The organism is Marinococcus halotolerans DSM 16375 (genome assembly GCF_000420725.1).
Classification (GTDB): domain Bacteria; phylum Bacillota; class Bacilli; order Bacillales; family Marinococcaceae; genus Marinococcus; species Marinococcus halotolerans.
Window position 1 is genome coordinate 213,490 of the sequence record NZ_ATVM01000004.1, and the last position, 15,632, is coordinate 229,121.

At 50.3% G+C, this 15,632-nt stretch carries 18 protein-coding genes; 11 read left to right on the top strand and 7 right to left on the bottom strand.

All coding sequences use genetic code 11. The annotated features are described in order from the left end of the window. Positions 1–41: 41 nt before the first annotated feature. The 4 genes from G548_RS0105025 to speB all read left to right on the top strand — a co-directional run bounded on the left by G548_RS0105025 (position 42) and on the right by speB (position 2,925). Positions 42–545, top strand: a complete 504-nt coding sequence (locus tag G548_RS0105025) for a YwgA family protein (protein WP_022793056.1) — start codon at positions 42–44, stop codon at positions 543–545. Between the two features lie 52 nt (positions 546–597). Then, complete coding sequence (locus G548_RS0105030) at positions 598–1,146, top strand: YwhD family protein (RefSeq protein ID WP_022793057.1); 549 nt, start codon at positions 598–600, stop codon at positions 1,144–1,146. Between the two features lie 61 nt (positions 1,147–1,207). Further along, the gene (gene speE, locus G548_RS0105035) at positions 1,208–2,047 is read left to right on the top strand and encodes a polyamine aminopropyltransferase (RefSeq protein ID WP_022793058.1); all 840 of its coding nucleotides are present in this window, start codon (positions 1,208–1,210) and stop codon (positions 2,045–2,047) included. 2 nt (positions 2,048–2,049) lie between these two features. Then, positions 2,050–2,925 carry an agmatinase gene (gene speB / locus G548_RS0105040; protein ID WP_022793059.1) on the top strand — a complete coding sequence of 292 codons (876 nt, stop codon included), beginning with the start codon at positions 2,050–2,052 and terminating at the stop codon, positions 2,923–2,925. A gap of 56 nt (positions 2,926–2,981) precedes the next feature. Here speB and G548_RS0105045 read toward each other — a convergent pair whose 3' ends face one another. Further along, the gene (locus tag G548_RS0105045; RefSeq protein ID WP_022793060.1) at positions 2,982–4,193 is read right to left on the bottom strand and encodes a cytochrome P450 family protein; all 1,212 of its coding nucleotides are present in this window, start codon (positions 4,191–4,193) and stop codon (positions 2,982–2,984) included. 167 nt (positions 4,194–4,360) lie between these two features. Between G548_RS0105045 and G548_RS0105050 the strand changes: the two genes are divergently transcribed. Continuing rightward, complete coding sequence (locus tag G548_RS0105050) at positions 4,361–4,948, top strand: hypothetical protein (RefSeq protein WP_022793061.1); 588 nt, start codon at positions 4,361–4,363, stop codon at positions 4,946–4,948. Positions 4,949–4,966: 18 nt separating this feature from the next. On the opposite strand, the gene eutB is transcribed toward G548_RS0105050, so the two are convergent. Then, entirely contained in the window at positions 4,967–5,929 is a 963-nt protein-coding gene (gene eutB, locus G548_RS0105055; RefSeq protein WP_022793062.1) for a hydroxyectoine utilization dehydratase EutB, read from the bottom strand. A 138-nt stretch (positions 5,930–6,067) separates the two neighbouring features. Here eutB and G548_RS0105060 point away from each other — a divergent pair, with 138 nt between their 5' ends. After that, a complete protein-coding gene (locus tag G548_RS0105060) occupies positions 6,068–6,937 on the top strand; it encodes an NAD(P)-dependent oxidoreductase (protein WP_022793063.1) in 870 nt (289 codons plus the stop codon). 46 nt (positions 6,938–6,983) lie between these two features. Here G548_RS0105060 and G548_RS0105065 read toward each other — a convergent pair whose 3' ends face one another. The 4 genes from G548_RS0105065 to G548_RS0105080 form a co-directional block, all read right to left on the bottom strand. Beyond that, positions 6,984–8,459: an MDR family MFS transporter gene (locus G548_RS0105065; RefSeq protein WP_022793064.1), complete on the bottom strand. Its 1,476-nt coding sequence runs from the start codon at positions 8,457–8,459 to the stop codon at positions 6,984–6,986. Continuing rightward, complete coding sequence (locus G548_RS0105070; RefSeq protein WP_022793065.1) at positions 8,456–9,337, bottom strand: TetR/AcrR family transcriptional regulator; 882 nt, start codon at positions 9,335–9,337, stop codon at positions 8,456–8,458. Before G548_RS0105070 ends, G548_RS0105065 begins: the two co-directional genes overlap by 4 nt. A gap of 144 nt (positions 9,338–9,481) precedes the next feature. Further along, a complete protein-coding gene (locus G548_RS0105075; RefSeq protein WP_022793066.1) occupies positions 9,482–11,143 on the bottom strand; it encodes a putative ABC transporter permease subunit in 1,662 nt (553 codons plus the stop codon). Next, positions 11,140–11,913 (bottom strand): ABC transporter ATP-binding protein, encoded by a 774-nt coding sequence (locus G548_RS0105080; protein ID WP_022793067.1) that lies wholly within the window; start codon positions 11,911–11,913, stop codon positions 11,140–11,142. The genes G548_RS0105075 and G548_RS0105080 overlap by 4 nt, the downstream gene beginning before the upstream one ends. Before the next feature lie 119 nt (positions 11,914–12,032). On the opposite strand from G548_RS0105080, the gene G548_RS0105085 reads away from it, so the two are divergent. Further along, entirely contained in the window at positions 12,033–12,275 is a 243-nt protein-coding gene (locus G548_RS0105085; protein ID WP_022793068.1) for a hypothetical protein, read from the top strand. A gap of 18 nt (positions 12,276–12,293) precedes the next feature. Then, on the top strand, positions 12,294–12,482 hold the full coding sequence (locus G548_RS0105090; RefSeq protein ID WP_022793069.1) for a hypothetical protein: 189 nt from the start codon (positions 12,294–12,296) through the stop codon (positions 12,480–12,482). A gap of 27 nt (positions 12,483–12,509) precedes the next feature. On the opposite strand, the gene G548_RS0105095 is transcribed toward G548_RS0105090, so the two are convergent. Continuing rightward, positions 12,510–13,715, bottom strand: a complete 1,206-nt coding sequence (locus G548_RS0105095; protein ID WP_022793070.1) for a DUF418 domain-containing protein — start codon at positions 13,713–13,715, stop codon at positions 12,510–12,512. Positions 13,716–13,909: 194 nt separating this feature from the next. Here G548_RS0105095 and G548_RS0105100 point away from each other — a divergent pair, with 194 nt between their 5' ends. From G548_RS0105100 to G548_RS0105110, 3 genes are all read left to right on the top strand, one after another. Beyond that, positions 13,910–14,239: a hypothetical protein gene (locus G548_RS0105100; RefSeq protein WP_022793071.1), complete on the top strand. Its 330-nt coding sequence runs from the start codon at positions 13,910–13,912 to the stop codon at positions 14,237–14,239. 96 nt (positions 14,240–14,335) lie between these two features. Further along, positions 14,336–14,500 (top strand): hypothetical protein, encoded by a 165-nt coding sequence (locus tag G548_RS19140; protein WP_022793072.1) that lies wholly within the window; start codon positions 14,336–14,338, stop codon positions 14,498–14,500. 274 nt (positions 14,501–14,774) lie between these two features. Then, positions 14,775–15,494 (top strand): Na-translocating system protein MpsC family protein, encoded by a 720-nt coding sequence (locus G548_RS0105110; protein ID WP_022793073.1) that lies wholly within the window; start codon positions 14,775–14,777, stop codon positions 15,492–15,494. Positions 15,495–15,632: the final 138 nt, after the last annotated feature.

Here is a 15,632-nt window from a genome sequence, read left to right on the forward strand (position 1 = left end):
ATACATAAAGAAAGCAGCAGAAAGGGAGGGGGCGCGGCATTATGCTACCGGATCACGCTAAGATTATGGCCCTGCTTGAGGATACAAAAGAAGTTATTGGACGAAAAAAACTGCAGAAAATCGTATACATTGGAAAAAAGCTGAACCTTCCATTTCAGGAAAAATACACATTTCGCATGTATGGCCCTTATTCAGAAGAATTGACGCTCCGGCTCGAAGAACTGTGTGGTCTCGGCCTTATCACAGAGTGTAAAGAAACAAAATCCGGCTACTATCAGTACCGGTATGAGCTTTCGGAAGATGGGACTTCATTTCTAGAGAAGTTTCCGCTTGACTGGCCATCCGGGCGGGCAAAGCCTGTGCTTCAAAGTCTGAACAGCCAGAGCGCCCGGTTCTTAGAGCTTGTTTCCACGATGCTTTATTTTGATCACCTGTCCAAAGAAGCGGTGGAAGCCCGGGTGGCCGAGCTGAAAAAAAGCCAGAATTACCGCCCGGAAGAATTCGAGGAAGGCTGGGAATATATCGAATCGTTGCAGAATCAGTAAGAAAACAGGTACGATAAGAATAAGGAACGATTAAAGGAGGAGCTTTTTACGAATGAGTGAATTCAGTAAAGATAATAATAAAGGCGCTGAAAAGAAACGCGGCAGCCAGTTCAATATTCTAAGCGGGGACGCTACGAAAGGGGACGGCGGCTATAACGCCGGCGCCCTCAGTCTCGACAATGTGACCCCCGTCTTCATCGATCCGGCCGAAGACGCGGCATTTATTGACATGGGAGCACTGCACGCCAGGTCCGAACCGGAAAAACGGGTGAAATTCGGCCCGGATAAAAGCAATGTACCGGATGGCAAGCTGTACTGGCTCGTATGGGTGTCGACGGAGCAGGGTGAAAACGGCCCGTTTTACGCCGGCCTCGGCGCCTGCGAAATGCTCGTGGACAAAAAAGCCCGCCGTGCGTACAAAAGTATGCCGGAGCATGTGAACAATCTGGATAAAGCAATTAAAGGGCGCATCGCAATCGCGCACATGGATGAGCATTCCCGCTACATTCTGCAGGAATATTTAAAAGCGTTTAACCGGAACATGTGGGACAATTCGACAGAAGAGCTGTATGAGGCCTTCCGCGGAGCGGCGGAGCAATAAAAAACAGGGCGTGCGGGAATGTTTCCCGCACGCTTCGTCTGTGAAAAGAGGAGGAACGGCTATGGAAACGTGGTTTACAGAAAAACAAACGGAGCATTTCGGCATTACGGCCCGTGTTACAAAAACGCTGCATTCCGAGCAGACCGATTTCCAGCAGCTTGACGTGGTAGAAACAGCGGAATTTGGGAATATGCTGCTGCTTGATGGTATGGTGATGACTACAGAAAAGGATGAGTTCGTCTATCATGAAATGATGGCCCACGTGCCGCTTGCAGCGCATCCCGAACCAAAGCAGGTGCTGGTGGTTGGCGGCGGTGATGGCGGCGTTATCCGGGAAGTGCTGAAGCATCCATCGGTTGAGGCAGCTACACTTGTAGAAATCGATGGTCAGGTGGTGAAGTATTCAAAAAAGTATCTGCCTTCCATCGCCGGAGCGCTTGATGATCCGCGGGTAGACGTGCAGGTGGCCGACGGGTTTATGCATATCGCGGAAAGTGAAGCCGCGTATGACGTGATTATGGTGGACTCCACGGAGCCGGTCGGCCCGGCGGTGAAGCTGTTTGAAAAAGGCTTTTACGAAGGCATTCACCGGGCGTTAAAGGAGGACGGGCTCTTTGTCGCCCAGACGGACAATCCGTGGTTTCACGCGGACCTGCTTCGGACCGTCTACAATGACGTAAAGGAAATATTTACCCATACCGATGTATATACCGCAAATATTCCTACGTATCCGAGCGGTCTTTGGACGTTTACCATCGGTTCGAAGCAGTACAGGCCCAAAGAGGTGCATCGCAGCCGGGCAGAAGCGCTGGATACTCATTACTATACGGCGGATATACATGAGGCTGCGTTTGCGCTTCCGGCTTTTGTGCAGCGGGGCCTTGAGCGGAAGGGGGAGTGACAATGAACGCCTTCGATCCGGCTTATACTGGAAAGGTATTTATCGGCAGCTCTGCTTCCTATGAGGATAGCAGTGCAGTGCTGTACGGCATGCCGATGGACTGGACGGTCAGCTTCCGTCCGGGCTCCCGCTTTGGGCCGAACCGGATCCGGGAGACCTCTATCGGACTTGAAGAATACAGTCCCTATCTGGACAAGCATTTAGAGGATTGTTCGTATCACGATGCCGGAGACATGATGCTTCCGTTCGGAAATCCTTCCAAAAGCGTGGAGATTATTCAGGAGACGGCGGCGCGTTTGTTTGCGGATGGCAAATTTCCCCTCGGCATAGGCGGAGAGCATCTGATTACCTGGCCAATTATGCAGGCGGCCTATGCGCATGACCCGTCCGTTGCTTTCATCCACATTGATGCTCACACGGACCTGCGCGAGGATTATGAAGGGGAGCCCCTGTCCCACGCTACCCCGGTGCGGAAAATCTGCGAAAAAATAGGACCGGAAAACGTGTATTCCTACGGAGTGCGCTCCGGGGAAAAGGAAGAGTTCGACTACGCCCGTACGTCCGGCATGCACTTCTCCCCGTTTGAAGTAGCGGAGCCGCTGCGACGGGATTTAAAAGAGCTTCATGGGCGTTCGGTATATGTCTCGATTGATATCGATGTTTTAGATCCGGCGTATGCTCCGGGGACAGGCACGGCAGAAGCCGGCGGCATAACGTCAAAGGAGCTGCTCGAAGCCATTCATGTAATTGCCGCCTCAAAGGTTAACGTGATCGGAGCCGATATTGTAGAAATTTCACCGCCGTACGACAGCGGCGACCAGACCGCAATTGTGGCCGGAAAGTGCATTCGGGAAATGCTGCTTGGCTGGACGAAATAAAAGCTTAAGACCATCAAAAAGACCGGAAAGCCTCACGAGGCTTTCCGGTCTTTTATTTACGTCAGACGAACGGGAAGCTCCGTTAGTCCGCGCATGAGTATGCCGGGACGCCACTCCAATTCAGCAGGAGACGCATCCAACTGGAGTTCGGGGAAGCGTTCGAGCAGCGTATTCACGGCGACTTCAGTTTCAACTCTGGCAAGCGGTGCCCCGAGACAGAAGTGCATGCCTTTACCAAAAGCAAGGTGTTTGCTCTGGCCGCGGGTGATATCGAAAACATCCGGATCTTCGAATGCTTCCGGATCGCGGTTAGCCGCGTCGAGCGCGACGAGGACATGGTCTCCCCGGTTGATCGTTTTCCCCTGGAGCTCCAATGTTTCGGCGGCCCAGCGGTCGGTGCTGAATTCCACCGGCCCCTCGAAGCGGAGCATTTCTTCAATGGCCGGGCGGATGAGCTCGGGCTGCTGCTGTAACGTGCGCATCTGACCCGGGTGGGTCATCAAGGCAAACAGGCCGTTTGCGATAAGGTTTACCGTCGTTTCGTGGCCGGCGATAATGAGCAGCGAAACGACTCCGTAAAGCTCCTGCTCGGACAGACGGTCGCCTGCCTCTTCTGCCTGGATGAGCTTACTGACCATATCATCCTCCGGCTGCTCGCGCCTCTTGGCTATCCAATCCCGGAGATAGGCGGTGAATTCCTCCGTGTGCTGCTGAATTTTTTCGGCTTTTCCGGGGTCATTGGAGGCTTCGACGAGGGTATTGGACCAGGTTCGGAATTTGTCTCTGTCCTCGCTTGGCACGCCGAGCATTTCGCAGATAACAATGATAGGGAGCGGAAAAGCGAAATCATCGATAATATCAATCCGGGAGCGGTCCTGCATGTCATCGATCAGCTCGTTTGCGATCTCTGTAATCCTATCCCGGAGCTCTTCGATCATTTTCGGTGTAAACGCCTGCTGAACGAGTCCGCGCAGCCGTTTATGATCCGGCGGATCTGCAAAAAGCATGTTTTGGGAGAAAATATTCTTCTGTGCTTCGGCGCGTTCTTCTTCATTTAAAAAGACAGTGAAGTCCTTAATGAAACGAGTGTCCTTCAGCACAGTGACAGCGTCCTCGTAGCGGGTGACGATCCAGGCGTAATGGCCATCGGGCATTAAGGCCTGGTGCACCGGATCGTGCTGCTGAAGAGAGTGAAAGGCGGGATACGGGTTCTGGTTAAAGGCGTGGGTGAATAAGCCGGCGTCTTTGCTGCTAAAATCATTATTCATGGTAATCGGCTCCTTTATAATAGGCTTGAGAAGGAAGCACCCGCGCTTTTAAAGAAACGGGGACAGATTAATGATATTCCCGTTTTTTCGAAAGCGTCATCATTGTTGTTTGAAGAAGAAACAATTAGAATGTAGGAAATCCATCCTTTGCGGAGGTATAGCGAAATATGATCTATCATGAATGGAATCGTAAATGGAACGAACTCGAATGCCGCCGTCTATACCGCAACGATGATTTAGAAAAGGATAAGCATGGATACATTGCCTGGGAACGGGAGCTGCCGTTTTTTAAAAGCTACCGCAGCCGTGCGTTTTATGTTGCTGATACGTCCCGCTATATTGAACAGCGGGCTGCCGCGGAAGAACAAAAAGCGAAAGCACTCACGCGTCGTTTCCCCGAAAAATTCCGGGAGCAGAAAGAGGAAGCCGACCGTCTCATCCGGGCAGATTACCGGCTGCTGCTTTACCGTCGCCTGTATGAAGGAAGGGTGCCGTACGTATTAATGTCCACGCGGCAGATGGATGCATGGCTGCAGAAGGAAGAAGCATTTCAGCTGCAGCTGACAGCGTTGAACAACGAAGAGGGCCCGCTTCAGAGCCTTTCTTTTTTGAAAAAGCAGATGGGACACAAAAACTACCGTAAATGGTTCGCCCAGCGCCGGAAGGAATGGGAAAAAACAAAGAAGCAGGACGCCATGGATCTGCTGTCCCTCTCTCCATACCGGTCGCGCCAGCGGGAAGAAAAGAAAATATAGCTGCAGGCAGCGTCCTGTTTAAATATACGGAGCAACGGCTTCGCGGTGTGTGTGCACGTCTACGCTGCTGCCGGAAACGATGAGGACGGTAGGGCCGTTAACGGTTATAAGCCCGTCTAAAAGCGCGCCGGCGCCGACAGCGGCTGCTCCCTCGACGACCATTTTATGCTTATCGTATAAAAAAGCCATGCCCCGGGCGATTGTGTCTTCATGCAGCCGGAGGCGCTGATCGGCGTAGCGCTGGACCATGGAAAACGTATATTGATTTTCGAGACCGATACCTCCTAGCAGGCTGTCGGCAAGTGTTGGTGCCTCCGGAACGATCGTCGGCTTGCCAATATTCAGGCTCTCATCCATAGCAGCTCCTTCCCGGAGGGACAAACCGATAAGCTCAAGATCAGGAACTTGTTCCTTCAGGGCAAGACCGAGGCCAGACAAGAGGCCGCCGCCGGAAAGGCCGGTGAGCACGTGCTTCACGGAGGGCAGATGCTCGATGATTTCGAGTCCCATCGTTGCCTGTCCGGCGATGACGGAAGGATGGTCAAAGGGAGGGATAAGAGTTAGTCCCTCCTCTTCGACGAGACGGGCGCTGACTTCTCCAGCTTCGTCCTGGCCGTTTCCTTCTACATGCAGCTCAGCGCCGCTTGCTTTGAGCGCCTCGACTTTATTTGCCGGTACGTTTTCTGAAACACATACGACAGAGCGGATGCCGAGCAGGGCTGCTGCTGTCGCTACGGCAAAACCGTGATTACCGGTGGAAAATGTGACCACGCCCTGGGTCCGCTGCTCCGGAGACAGAGAACGAATCATGTTAGTCGCTCCCCGGAGCTTGAAGGAGCCGGTAACGTGCATTTGTTCGAGCTTTAAGTATACGGGCTGGCCTGCAATATTTGTCAGCGGCTGGGAAAAAAGGAGCGGCGTTTCCGGAAGGACCGGACGTAAACGCTGTCTTGCTTCCCAGGCATCCTGAAGTGTTAACATAGAATCATCTCCTGCATTTATAATTATACTTATTTAAACATAGGCAAAGAAACGAAAACAATACGATCTGGCAGACGTTTGCCAGACGGCGGATAGGGAACAACCAAATAGAAGCGTGCGTAGAAAGGATGAATGAGTGTGAGAGTTGGATTTATTGGAACAGGAATTATGGGCTCAAACATGGTAAAAAATTTAATGGACGCCGGAGAGAAGGTTACGATTTACAACCGGACCAAGCAGAAGGCGCAGCACCTGCTTGATGCAGGAGCAGGATGGCGGGAAACGCCGAGAGAGCTGGTTTCCAAGGTGGACGTTGTATTCACTATGCTGTCGAACCCCGAAGCAGTAGAGGAAATAGCAAACAGCGTGGACGGCCTGCTTGCCGGCGAAACGAGCCGGAAAATATGGGTGGATATGAGCACGGTTAACCCCGGGTTTACTCGGCAGATGGCTAAAACTGCAAAAATGAAAGAAATGCGCCTCGTAGATGCGCCGGTATCCGGATCTAAAGGTCCCGCTGAAAAGGGAGAGCTGGTGTTTCTTGCCGGCGGCCGTGAGGAGGATGTGCAAAAAGTACAGCCGCTTCTCGAAATTATGGGCAAAAATGTCCACTACATGGGAGGCACCGGGAGCGGATCCGCGATGAAAATGTCCGTCAACTTAACGCTGATGCATGCCATGACCAGTTTATCGGAAGGGCTGCATGCAGCCGAAGGGCTGGGACTTGATAAGGAGCAGGCGCTTGATGTGCTGCTTCAGGTGCCTACAACGGCACCTGCGGTGGCAGGAAAGCGGGACATGCTTCTGAGTGGCAGCTATGAAACCCAGTTTCCGCTGAAGCATGCCTACAAGGATTTACACCTGCTCGAGGAATCAGCCTATCAGGCAGGAATCTCCCTGCCGGTTACCGGCTCCGTGCGGGAAGCTTATGCGCTCGCGAAGCAGTACGGTATGGGTGATGAAGATTTTGCGGCTGTATATAAGCTGCTCTCCAAAGGAAGCGAATAAAAAATACCCCGTTGGGCCTGAAAAAATGGCCTGACGGGGTATTCTGCTATTTAGCGGGAGCGTTGCTCTGCTGTTCTTCATTTGCCTGGCGGGTCATTTCCTTTTCTCTTTTTGGAGAGCTTAAGAAAAGAGAAAGAATCAGGGCTACAAAGGCAAGAGCAGTGCTTCCCATGAAGGCCCACTCAAAACCGGCTACCTGCGCCAGCTGTGGCGCGGCCTCTGCGGAAGTCGAGGCATCAGGCTGATACTGCTGGGCGCCTAAGGCGACAAATGTCACTAGAAGGGCCGTACCGATGGAAGCCGAAATCTGCTGCAGCGTATTTGCCATAGCCGAGCCGTGGGCGTACCATTTCATCGGCAGCTGGTTTAACGCTGACGTCATGACCGGCATCAGCGCGCAGGCGAGCCCGAACATACGGATCGCATATACAATGGTTAAATACGTAAACGACGTTTCAAGCGAAAGGTTCGTAAACATAAAGGTAGTGATGGTGACAATGGAGAGGCCTGTAATTGCGAGCCATTTTGCGCCGAAGGCATCAAACAGACGGCCTGTAATCGGCGACATAATCCCAATCACAATTGCACCCGGCAAAAGCATTAAGCCGGATTCAAGCGGTGTAAAGCCTAACACATTCTGCATGAACAGCGGTAGGAGCGTTTCTGCTCCTATTAATGAAATCAACACAGCCATAGTGATACCAATGGCGAGGCTGAATATCTTAAACTTAAACACCCGGAATTCGAGCATCGGCGACTTTAACGTAAACTGACGCCAGACGAATAATCCGATAATCAGGGCACCGACAATCACGGCGGTGAGAACGACCGGGCTGCCCCAGCCACTTTCGGAAGCCGTGCCGAAGCCGTACAAAAAGGAGCCGAACCCAAAGGAAGAAAGAATGATGGACAATACGTCGATCTTCGGGCTGCCCAGTTCGGTTACGTTTTTCAAGAAGATGGCCCCGGTAATAATCGTCAGCGCAACGATTGGGAGCACGGTAATAAACAGGGCTCTCCACGGAAAATGCTCGAGTAGAAAACCGGAGAGCGTCGGGCCGATAGCGGGACCAAACGAAATAACGATCCCGATCATGCCCATCGCCGTGCCGCGGCGCTCCACTGGAATAATGGCCAGAAGCACCGTCATCAAAAGCGGCAGCATAATGCCGGAGCCGGAAGCCTGGATGACACGTGCAAAAAGAAGCACCGGAAATGACGGAGCAATGGCAGCAACAGCTGTACCAATACCGAATAAGCTGATAGCGGTCAAAAATAATCCCCTGGTAGTAAAGCGCTCAATTAAAAACGCGGAGATTGGAATCATAATGCCGTTTGTCATTAAAAAGGCTGTCGTCAGCCACTGAACGGTCCCCTGGGTGACCCCGAGGGCCTCCTGAATTGAAGGCAGGGCGGTGGCGAGCAGTGTTTCGTTAATAATTCCCATAAAGGCGCCAAGCAGCAGGGCAGTAATCATAGCTGCCTTCTGCCCGGTAGGGATGTCCCAAGATGAAGAACTCATAGTACGTGTTTCTCTCCTTTCCATGCGCTCCATTTTGCACTCAGCTTCTGTGTGTGCGTATGAAGATCCGCGTGGTGCTGCAGCTGATGCAGTAAAGCATCAATCAAAAATTCTCTCGGTATTTCTGTTTTGAGCTCTTCGTAAATCATTTCCGTAGTCTGAAGCGTTTTTTCAGGCAGTTCACCCTGCGTGTGCCGGGCCTTTACAAATAAAAGCAGTGCCTCGGCTTCGCAGCGGATGCTTTCCATGCCCTGTACGGGCTCGTCTCCTCCGGCCCAGCCTCTCGGGAGCTGGGGCCAGAGGTCACTGTCATCTTTAACAATGGAATGAAGCCTCTCTACGATGAATGCAGACAGCTGGTTCAACGGAAGGGCGGAAACATGCCAGGTCATAAGGGTTAGATAGGAATGCATGATTCCTTCGAGAATGACAGCCAGATCACTGACGTACGGACGCACGCGGGGACCGAAGGCTTCCAATAGCGATTGTTCATGCCATTCCTGAAAAAAGCGGCGCATACGGTTTAAGTAGTTGGAAATTTTGTTTTCCGTATGAGGAGGAAATTCTGTAAAAAGCATCTGAAACAGCGGGCGGTACTCCGTGAATTTTTCCAGTTCGATGCGTATTTTGCCCTCAAGCCGCTTGAGCTCGGGCTCATGCTGCGTTCCCTGATAGTTTTCGGCCTCATAAAGCATGTTTTCATGCACTTTGCGGAGCAGCTCTAAAAGCATCGTTTCCTTGGAATCGAAATGCTTATAAAAGCCGCCTTTGGAGATGCCGCAGGCCGCTGTGATGTGCTGGATGGAAGTGGAGTGAAATCCCTGCTTCACAAATAACTGAAGAGCAGCTTCCAAAAGCTCATCTTTACGCTCTGTCATGCAGTTTTCGGCCTCCTTTTGACTATGTGGTTACTTTTGGTGAACGTTTAGTCACAAAGTGTATCGTAGCATTTGCCATGTAGAGAATCAAGTAATGAGCTTAGAGCTTCTGGCATAAAAAAGCCTGCCGGCGGTCCGGCAGACTCATGGGTCCAAATAATCAACGCCCCGCTCTGTGAGCTCTTTTGTGCCATGGCGCAGATGAAGATATACGATCAGCAGAGCAAGTCCTGCAGCAGACAGCATTCCTCCCGCGCCCAGCAGGCTGATCCATCGCCACGGGGCTGTGTTCCATAAAGGAAGAAAAGCGGGCTCAGGTCCACTCCATTTTGACTGAAGGGAAAGACCGGCACTTAAAAGCATCCAGGTGGGGATGAAAAAAAGCAGAAGGTACAGAACGTTGACAAAGAAGGAGACGACTCCTGTATCGAACCGCACCCGTTTTTGCGGATTTTTTTCGTCGTATGTTCCGCCGGCTGCCCCGGCCCAGACGCCTGAAGCCGCGGCAACAGCTGTCAGGGAAAGCGTCAGCACAAGTCCGGCGAAAGATAGTACAATGCTCCACCCAAAGAGCAGAAAGGTGATCAGCTCAAGTGCTGCAATGGCCGCTCCTGTCATCATCCAGTGAGCCAGAAACTTCCCCAGGACAATCTGCCGGGGCTCTATAGGAAGCGCCCGCAGCATCCAGCGGGACTCCCCCTCCCTTCCAAATGCAGCCGCAGCAAACTGCTGCAGGCCGAGCAGAATAGCCGGGCCGAGCATCACGTGCACACTGCTCCAGGCGGAGGCAGGATTCGCCCAGGGCGCAGCAAGCGCCGAGCCGCTGCCAAAGAAATTAATGAACATTAAAATAAGAATAAGGGCGAATGTGAAGCAGGTGGTCCATTCCTTAGGGTTTCTCTGCACGGCCCGCCATTCTTTAAGGGCAATGGCATAGGGAACAGGACGGGCTGCCCCGGGCCGGGTCGATTTGATTTTGTTTCCCACGGGCTCGGTGGCCCGTTGCCAGGAGGAGAAATAGTGTTTTTCCACGAACCAGAGAGAGGCTACGCTTATGACCACTAAAGCTCCGAGGCAGGCAGCTGTATAAATGGCCCCTGTACCTTCGCCCTGAAAGGAAGCAAAAAGAGCGGCTGCCACCGGCTGCGTAGGCAGCCATGCAGGAGCTGCTTCAATGGTAAGAGAGGTGCTGTCGTTTTGCATAATGATGTTTGGCATTTGGGCGGCCAGAACAAACAGGGCTGCGGATATAAAACCAATTACAGTAGTCAGCTGCTGGGCCCGCTGGGCGGGCAGAATATAAACAAAAAACAGATTCAATAGAAATGCGAGGCCTGCTCCAAAGACAGACAGGCCGAAAAAAAGAAGAACAGCCGCCGGATAAAACAGAAGGTGGGCCCCAGAAACCGCTCCGATAATAATGCTAAGCCCGGCTAATAATAAAAAGGAAAGCAGAGGGAAGCCGGCCCATCCGGTGAAAAACTGCATGGCAAACAGGTGTCTCGAACGAATGGGAAGGGTGAATAAGAACTCAATATCCTTTGAGCCAAACAACAATTGAAAGGTGCGGGGCATGGTTACAAAGGTAATGACAGCAAGGGTACTCAGCAACAGGTAAACGATGGCCGCACGTAAGCTTTCGGGGGAGAAAGCGTCCCCGGCTGCAGCTATGCCAAGGCTAAAGGGCATCATAATCAACAGGGCCAGGGCTGTAAGAGTGATGTATAATGCTTTGCGCCCGGAAGGCAGTGCCTCGTACTGATGGCGCATGGTTTTTTTCTGATAATACCAGAGCGTTTTTATCACGGAACCTCCCCTTCAGGGCCTTCGGCTTCGTGCTGCTCTGTCATGCGCAGAAAGACATCTTCGAGAGTGCCTCCGGCATGACTGGCATGCTCCTGTTTAAGCGCCCCGGGGGTGCCCGTCTGCAGGAGCCTCCCCCGGTGAATGATGCCGACCCGGTCACAGAGCTGGTCAGCGACGTCGAGCATATGAGTGGAGAAAAAAACAGCAGTGCCCTCTGCTGCTGTTTCGCGCAGAATGGCCCGGAGGTCACGTGAGCTCTTCGGATCGAGCCCCACCGTAGGCTCGTCCAGAAAAATAACGGACGGCTGATGAATCAGGGCTCCGGTTAAAGCTATTTTCTGCTTCATGCCATGGGAATACGTCTCCATTAATTTGCCGGCGCTTTCTGTTAAATCAAACCGGTGCAGCAGCCTGGTTGCATGTTCTATCCATATGTTTTTGTCGATTTTAAATACAGAAGCAATAAACTGGAGAAATTCCCACCCTGTGAGCTTTGGATAAATATCTGGTTTATCGGGCAGATAGGCAAGCTGCTGCTTTGCTTCGAGTGCCTGATTTTTAATCGATTTACCGTGAATGTATCCATCCCCGCTGCTCGGTTCAAGGAGGCCGGCGAGCATTCGCATCGTCGTGGTTTTACCGGCTCCGTTTGGTCCGAGAAAGCCGAATATTTCGTGAGCATGGACCTCGAAATTCATTGGGTGTACAGCAGTGGCTCCTTTAAAGTGTTTTGTCAGCTCGTTTACTTCCACTGCGGGAGAATCATGCATGTCGGTCCCTCCTTTGTATGATATGCTGTGAACAGATGAAACACATGTTCATCATAAATGATATGGAAAATAATGGAAATGATAAAAGAATGTACTGTGTAAGGAGGCAGAGGGCTGCTATGACCTATGAAGAACTGGCGGATAGACTGGACCGTACGTCTGACGGTGAAATGATTGGTTTTTTGATGGTACCAAAAGCGCACCGGAAGCAACAGAAAAAAGTAAACAGCTATTTAAAGGAACGCTACGCTGCATCTGATTCCGATTCCTTAAAGGACATCGTGGAGCATTTTTGTGAAGAAAACCTGGAACCCGGGGAAAGCCGGGAAATTGAGTTTTATCCAACGGAAAAATTAACATAGCCAAACGGGGGAGACGCATTGAAACCAAAAACAGTGATGAATCTGGCCACGCTTATTAACGGCATTGGCGTCTTTTTATTTATTTTGGCCAGTGTACCAAACTGGATTCCCGCAATTTTATGTTTGTTTGGGTGCACGCTGCTCGTGTTTCGCAAGCAGGCAGCAGACTGGTGGAATAAAAACATTACTAAAGAACCCGAGCAATGAAGGCAGCTGCGCTTAAACGGCTGCCTTTTAGGTTCGCGCTGCACGGGCGTAGGTCCATTTGCGCCATAAATATTCCATCGGCCCCTGAGAAAACTTCTTCAAATACCAATGGCTGCCGGCGAGCTGCAAAAGATAAATGATTAACGCTGCAGTAAACCCGCCAGTAACGGAAACCTCTCCGAACAGCCCCAGGCCGTAGCCATGAAATAGGAGAACCGCAATGACCGTCTGCAGAAGGTAGTTTGTTAGAGCAAGCCTTCCCATCGAGGCAAAAGGAAGGAGAAGCCGGCGCAGACCTGGTTTTCCTGCGGCGAGCACAAAGGACGACACGTAAAACAGCATCAGCACCGGTCCGGCGATGTAATTCAGGCCATCTCCGAGCCCGGTGCTGATGCCGCCGGGCAGGGCTGTCCATTCCTGTTTAAATGCTGTCACAACAGCATTCAAGGCAACTCCGAGCCACAGGCTGTGCAGCCAGAGACGCTTCCATGCCTTTAAATGAGACGCGGCTTCTGTAAACATGCTCAGGCGTCCAAAATAGAGGCCGAGGAGAAACAGCCCAAGGATAAATGGGATAGAAAATGGAAGCTGGAGCAGAACGAATACGACTTCATTACTCAGCCGGTAGGATAAAATATCGACGTAGGAGCCGTCTGCCATGACAGAAATGCCGGAAGCAACAGACTGCCTGGCGGAAGATCCGGGAGCCATTGAGGCAGTACCCGCGGAGGCTGCAGTTAAGAGAAGTGTCATAAAAAACCCCGAGGCAAGGATAAGCCCGAGGGCCCACGCTAAAACTGCCTTACTGCTTCTATGGGTGAACATAAGCAGAAAGAAGCCGGTCACCGCATATAAATGAAGAATATCGCCTGACCATAAAAAAATGAGATGAATCATGCCGACAAGCAGCAAAAAAAGAAGCCGGCGCTGAAAAATCCGGTTAGCGGAAAGGTTTTTTTCTATAAGCCGTTTATAAAACATATAAAATCCGAGTCCGAATAAAAAAGAAAACAGGGGATAAAATTTTCCAATCACAAAAAAATCCAGCAGCGTATTAATAGTTTGATCGGCTGCGGTAGTTTCCGTCAGGCTGGTATTTACCATGTCTGCGTATTGGCTGAAGCCTAAAGCTTTAAAGGCAGCCATGTTTGCCAGTATAATGCCTAGCAGGGCAAAACCTCTTAGCATGTCGATAGTATGTATACGTTCTTTTAGAGATACTGCCTGCGCCATCTGATTTCCTCCTTACTTTGGAACTGGGTCCAGTATATCAAATAAAGGAAGATTACATGGGAAAAAATGAGGGTAGTAAAGAAGTATGGTAAATATGTTATTTCTCTACAGCTATGCATAACATTAAAGGATACAGAACTCTTTATTGATAAGTAATCATCAGTTGAAAATAAACACAGAAAGGGAGCGATACATTGAGAACGATAGAAATTAATATTTATGAAGATGAAATACACGGCACCGTCGATGAAACACATAAGTTCACGTTCAGAAAAATGGAAGGCCGGTCCAAAAAGACATTCCCTTTTGGTTTATTTAAAGGGCACGCAAAGGAAAACTCGAATACCGCGTACCTTGAGATCTACCAGGAAGAACAGCGGGTGCTTTACTGGGAGCTTGAAGATTTTCAGGATAAGGATTCCCTTGTATTTACCCGGGAAGGACTGCTTGAAGAAGGAGAATGGAAGCCGGAGGAATTGACGCTTGAAGGACTCCGTGTAGAATTCTATGAACCGAAATTATAACACTTCGTACATAACGGGAAACAGCTGCTAAGACTAATACCTCTAAGTCCTTGTTATGGTAATTTTAATATTTTACCACTATTTGGGAGGGGTTTCATGCTTGGTTTTTTGATTGGACTGCTGATTGGGGCTGTTTTTTCTGCTGTGTTTTTCTTTATAAAGACACGGCGGACCATGCGTGTGCAAAATCGGCAGCAAACCGTTCACCGGCTGCTCGCCAATGAACGAAGGAATCGTTTTGATGTACGGAGTATGAGGTAAATACAGCAAAAGGGCCGGCGCTGCAAAAGTGTCCGGCTTTTTAACTGGGCTTTTTTAATAAAAACGCAGGTTAAACGCGGATTATTGAAATTAAACGATTGAACGAAGTGCCGGGGTGGGAATGTAATAATAGAATATCATTTATCAAGGTGATATTTATGGGCACAACGGCCGGCCTTCCCGGGGAGGTAGGCCTTTATTTTTCAATTAATACATAGATCTTTTTCCAGGGTCTTTGAATATAACCGGTACAGATTAAGAGGAGGAGAGGACAATGGCGGAAAATCACTCAGGTGAAGATCTCCAGGAACAACAGAAGCAGTTGGGAAGTTATCTCGGAAAGCTATTACGGGATCACTTTGGGAAGGGGCCTGAATCGGTCTACGTCAGCATTGATCCTCATTGCATCGTAATGCATATCCGCAAATTTTTGTCCCCAATGGAACAGGTGATCATGGGGCAGAGAAATCAGGAAGCTGTGGAAGAGCTGCGGGAGACGATGATGGAGCAGATCCTTCCGGAAGTAAAGCATTATCTTTCAAGGATTGCAGATATAGAGGGCTGGGAATTTTACTTTGACTGGAATATTGAAAATCGCTCGGGCATGATTACTGCCCTGAATTCGCAGGAATTAAAAACGAAAAATGAAAAAAAACGTCCAGAGTATGTTGAAAATATTAAAAGAAAAGTGAATGACGTCAGTGCTAAAACAGAAAAAATCCCTGATGATATCGCAATGTACCAGATTAATGAACGGACATTAATTGCGGCCCGCACAGGTATTTTAATTCTAATTGAAAAAGAATTAATCAACCAGGGCCATGGAGCAAATCTGAAAACGGCGAAGCGTCACCTGGAAAAACAGCTGTTAAACGAAATACGCTTTGACAGGCTGTTTGGAGCGAAAGTACATGATATTTTCGTGGACTGGGATTTTTACAACGACACCAGCGTTGTGGTATTTGTTACAGACCCTGTACCAGCGGCAGAATAGCTTTGTGGGATATGTAAAAGCCAGGCCGATTATCGGCCTGGCTCAGACTGTCGACAATGGCTCTCATTTTAGAGCGTGTCGGCAGTTTTTTATGCTATGATAAAAAGAAATAGCCTGGAAAGGGGTTATGGCGCATGA

What these genes read in the sequence shown, in the direction of transcription:
- G548_RS0105110 (WP_022793073.1), top strand. Translation starts at nt 14,775, where the DNA reads ATGGCGGAAAATCACTCAGGTGAAGATCTCCAGGAACAACAGAAGCAG.
- speB (WP_022793059.1), top strand. Translation starts at nt 2,050, where the DNA reads ATGAACGCCTTCGATCCGGCTTATACTGGAAAGGTATTTATCGGCAGC.
- G548_RS0105045 (WP_022793060.1), bottom strand. Translation starts at nt 4,193, where the DNA reads ATGAATAATGATTTTAGCAGCAAAGACGCCGGCTTATTCACCCACGCC.
- G548_RS0105080 (WP_022793067.1), bottom strand. Translation starts at nt 11,913, where the DNA reads ATGCATGATTCTCCCGCAGTGGAAGTAAACGAGCTGACAAAACACTTT.
- G548_RS0105070 (WP_022793065.1), bottom strand. Translation starts at nt 9,337, where the DNA reads ATGACAGAGCGTAAAGATGAGCTTTTGGAAGCTGCTCTTCAGTTATTT.
- G548_RS0105065 (WP_022793064.1), bottom strand. Translation starts at nt 8,459, where the DNA reads ATGAGTTCTTCATCTTGGGACATCCCTACCGGGCAGAAGGCAGCTATG.
- G548_RS0105025 (WP_022793056.1), top strand. Translation starts at nt 42, where the DNA reads ATGCTACCGGATCACGCTAAGATTATGGCCCTGCTTGAGGATACAAAA.
- G548_RS0105030 (WP_022793057.1), top strand. Translation starts at nt 598, where the DNA reads ATGAGTGAATTCAGTAAAGATAATAATAAAGGCGCTGAAAAGAAACGC.
- G548_RS19140 (WP_022793072.1), top strand. Translation starts at nt 14,336, where the DNA reads ATGCTTGGTTTTTTGATTGGACTGCTGATTGGGGCTGTTTTTTCTGCT.
- eutB (WP_022793062.1), bottom strand. Translation starts at nt 5,929, where the DNA reads ATGTTAACACTTCAGGATGCCTGGGAAGCAAGACAGCGTTTACGTCCG.
- G548_RS0105095 (WP_022793070.1), bottom strand. Translation starts at nt 13,715, where the DNA reads ATGGCGCAGGCAGTATCTCTAAAAGAACGTATACATACTATCGACATG.
- G548_RS0105085 (WP_022793068.1), top strand. Translation starts at nt 12,033, where the DNA reads ATGACCTATGAAGAACTGGCGGATAGACTGGACCGTACGTCTGACGGT.
- speE (WP_022793058.1), top strand. Translation starts at nt 1,208, where the DNA reads ATGGAAACGTGGTTTACAGAAAAACAAACGGAGCATTTCGGCATTACG.
- G548_RS0105050 (WP_022793061.1), top strand. Translation starts at nt 4,361, where the DNA reads ATGATCTATCATGAATGGAATCGTAAATGGAACGAACTCGAATGCCGC.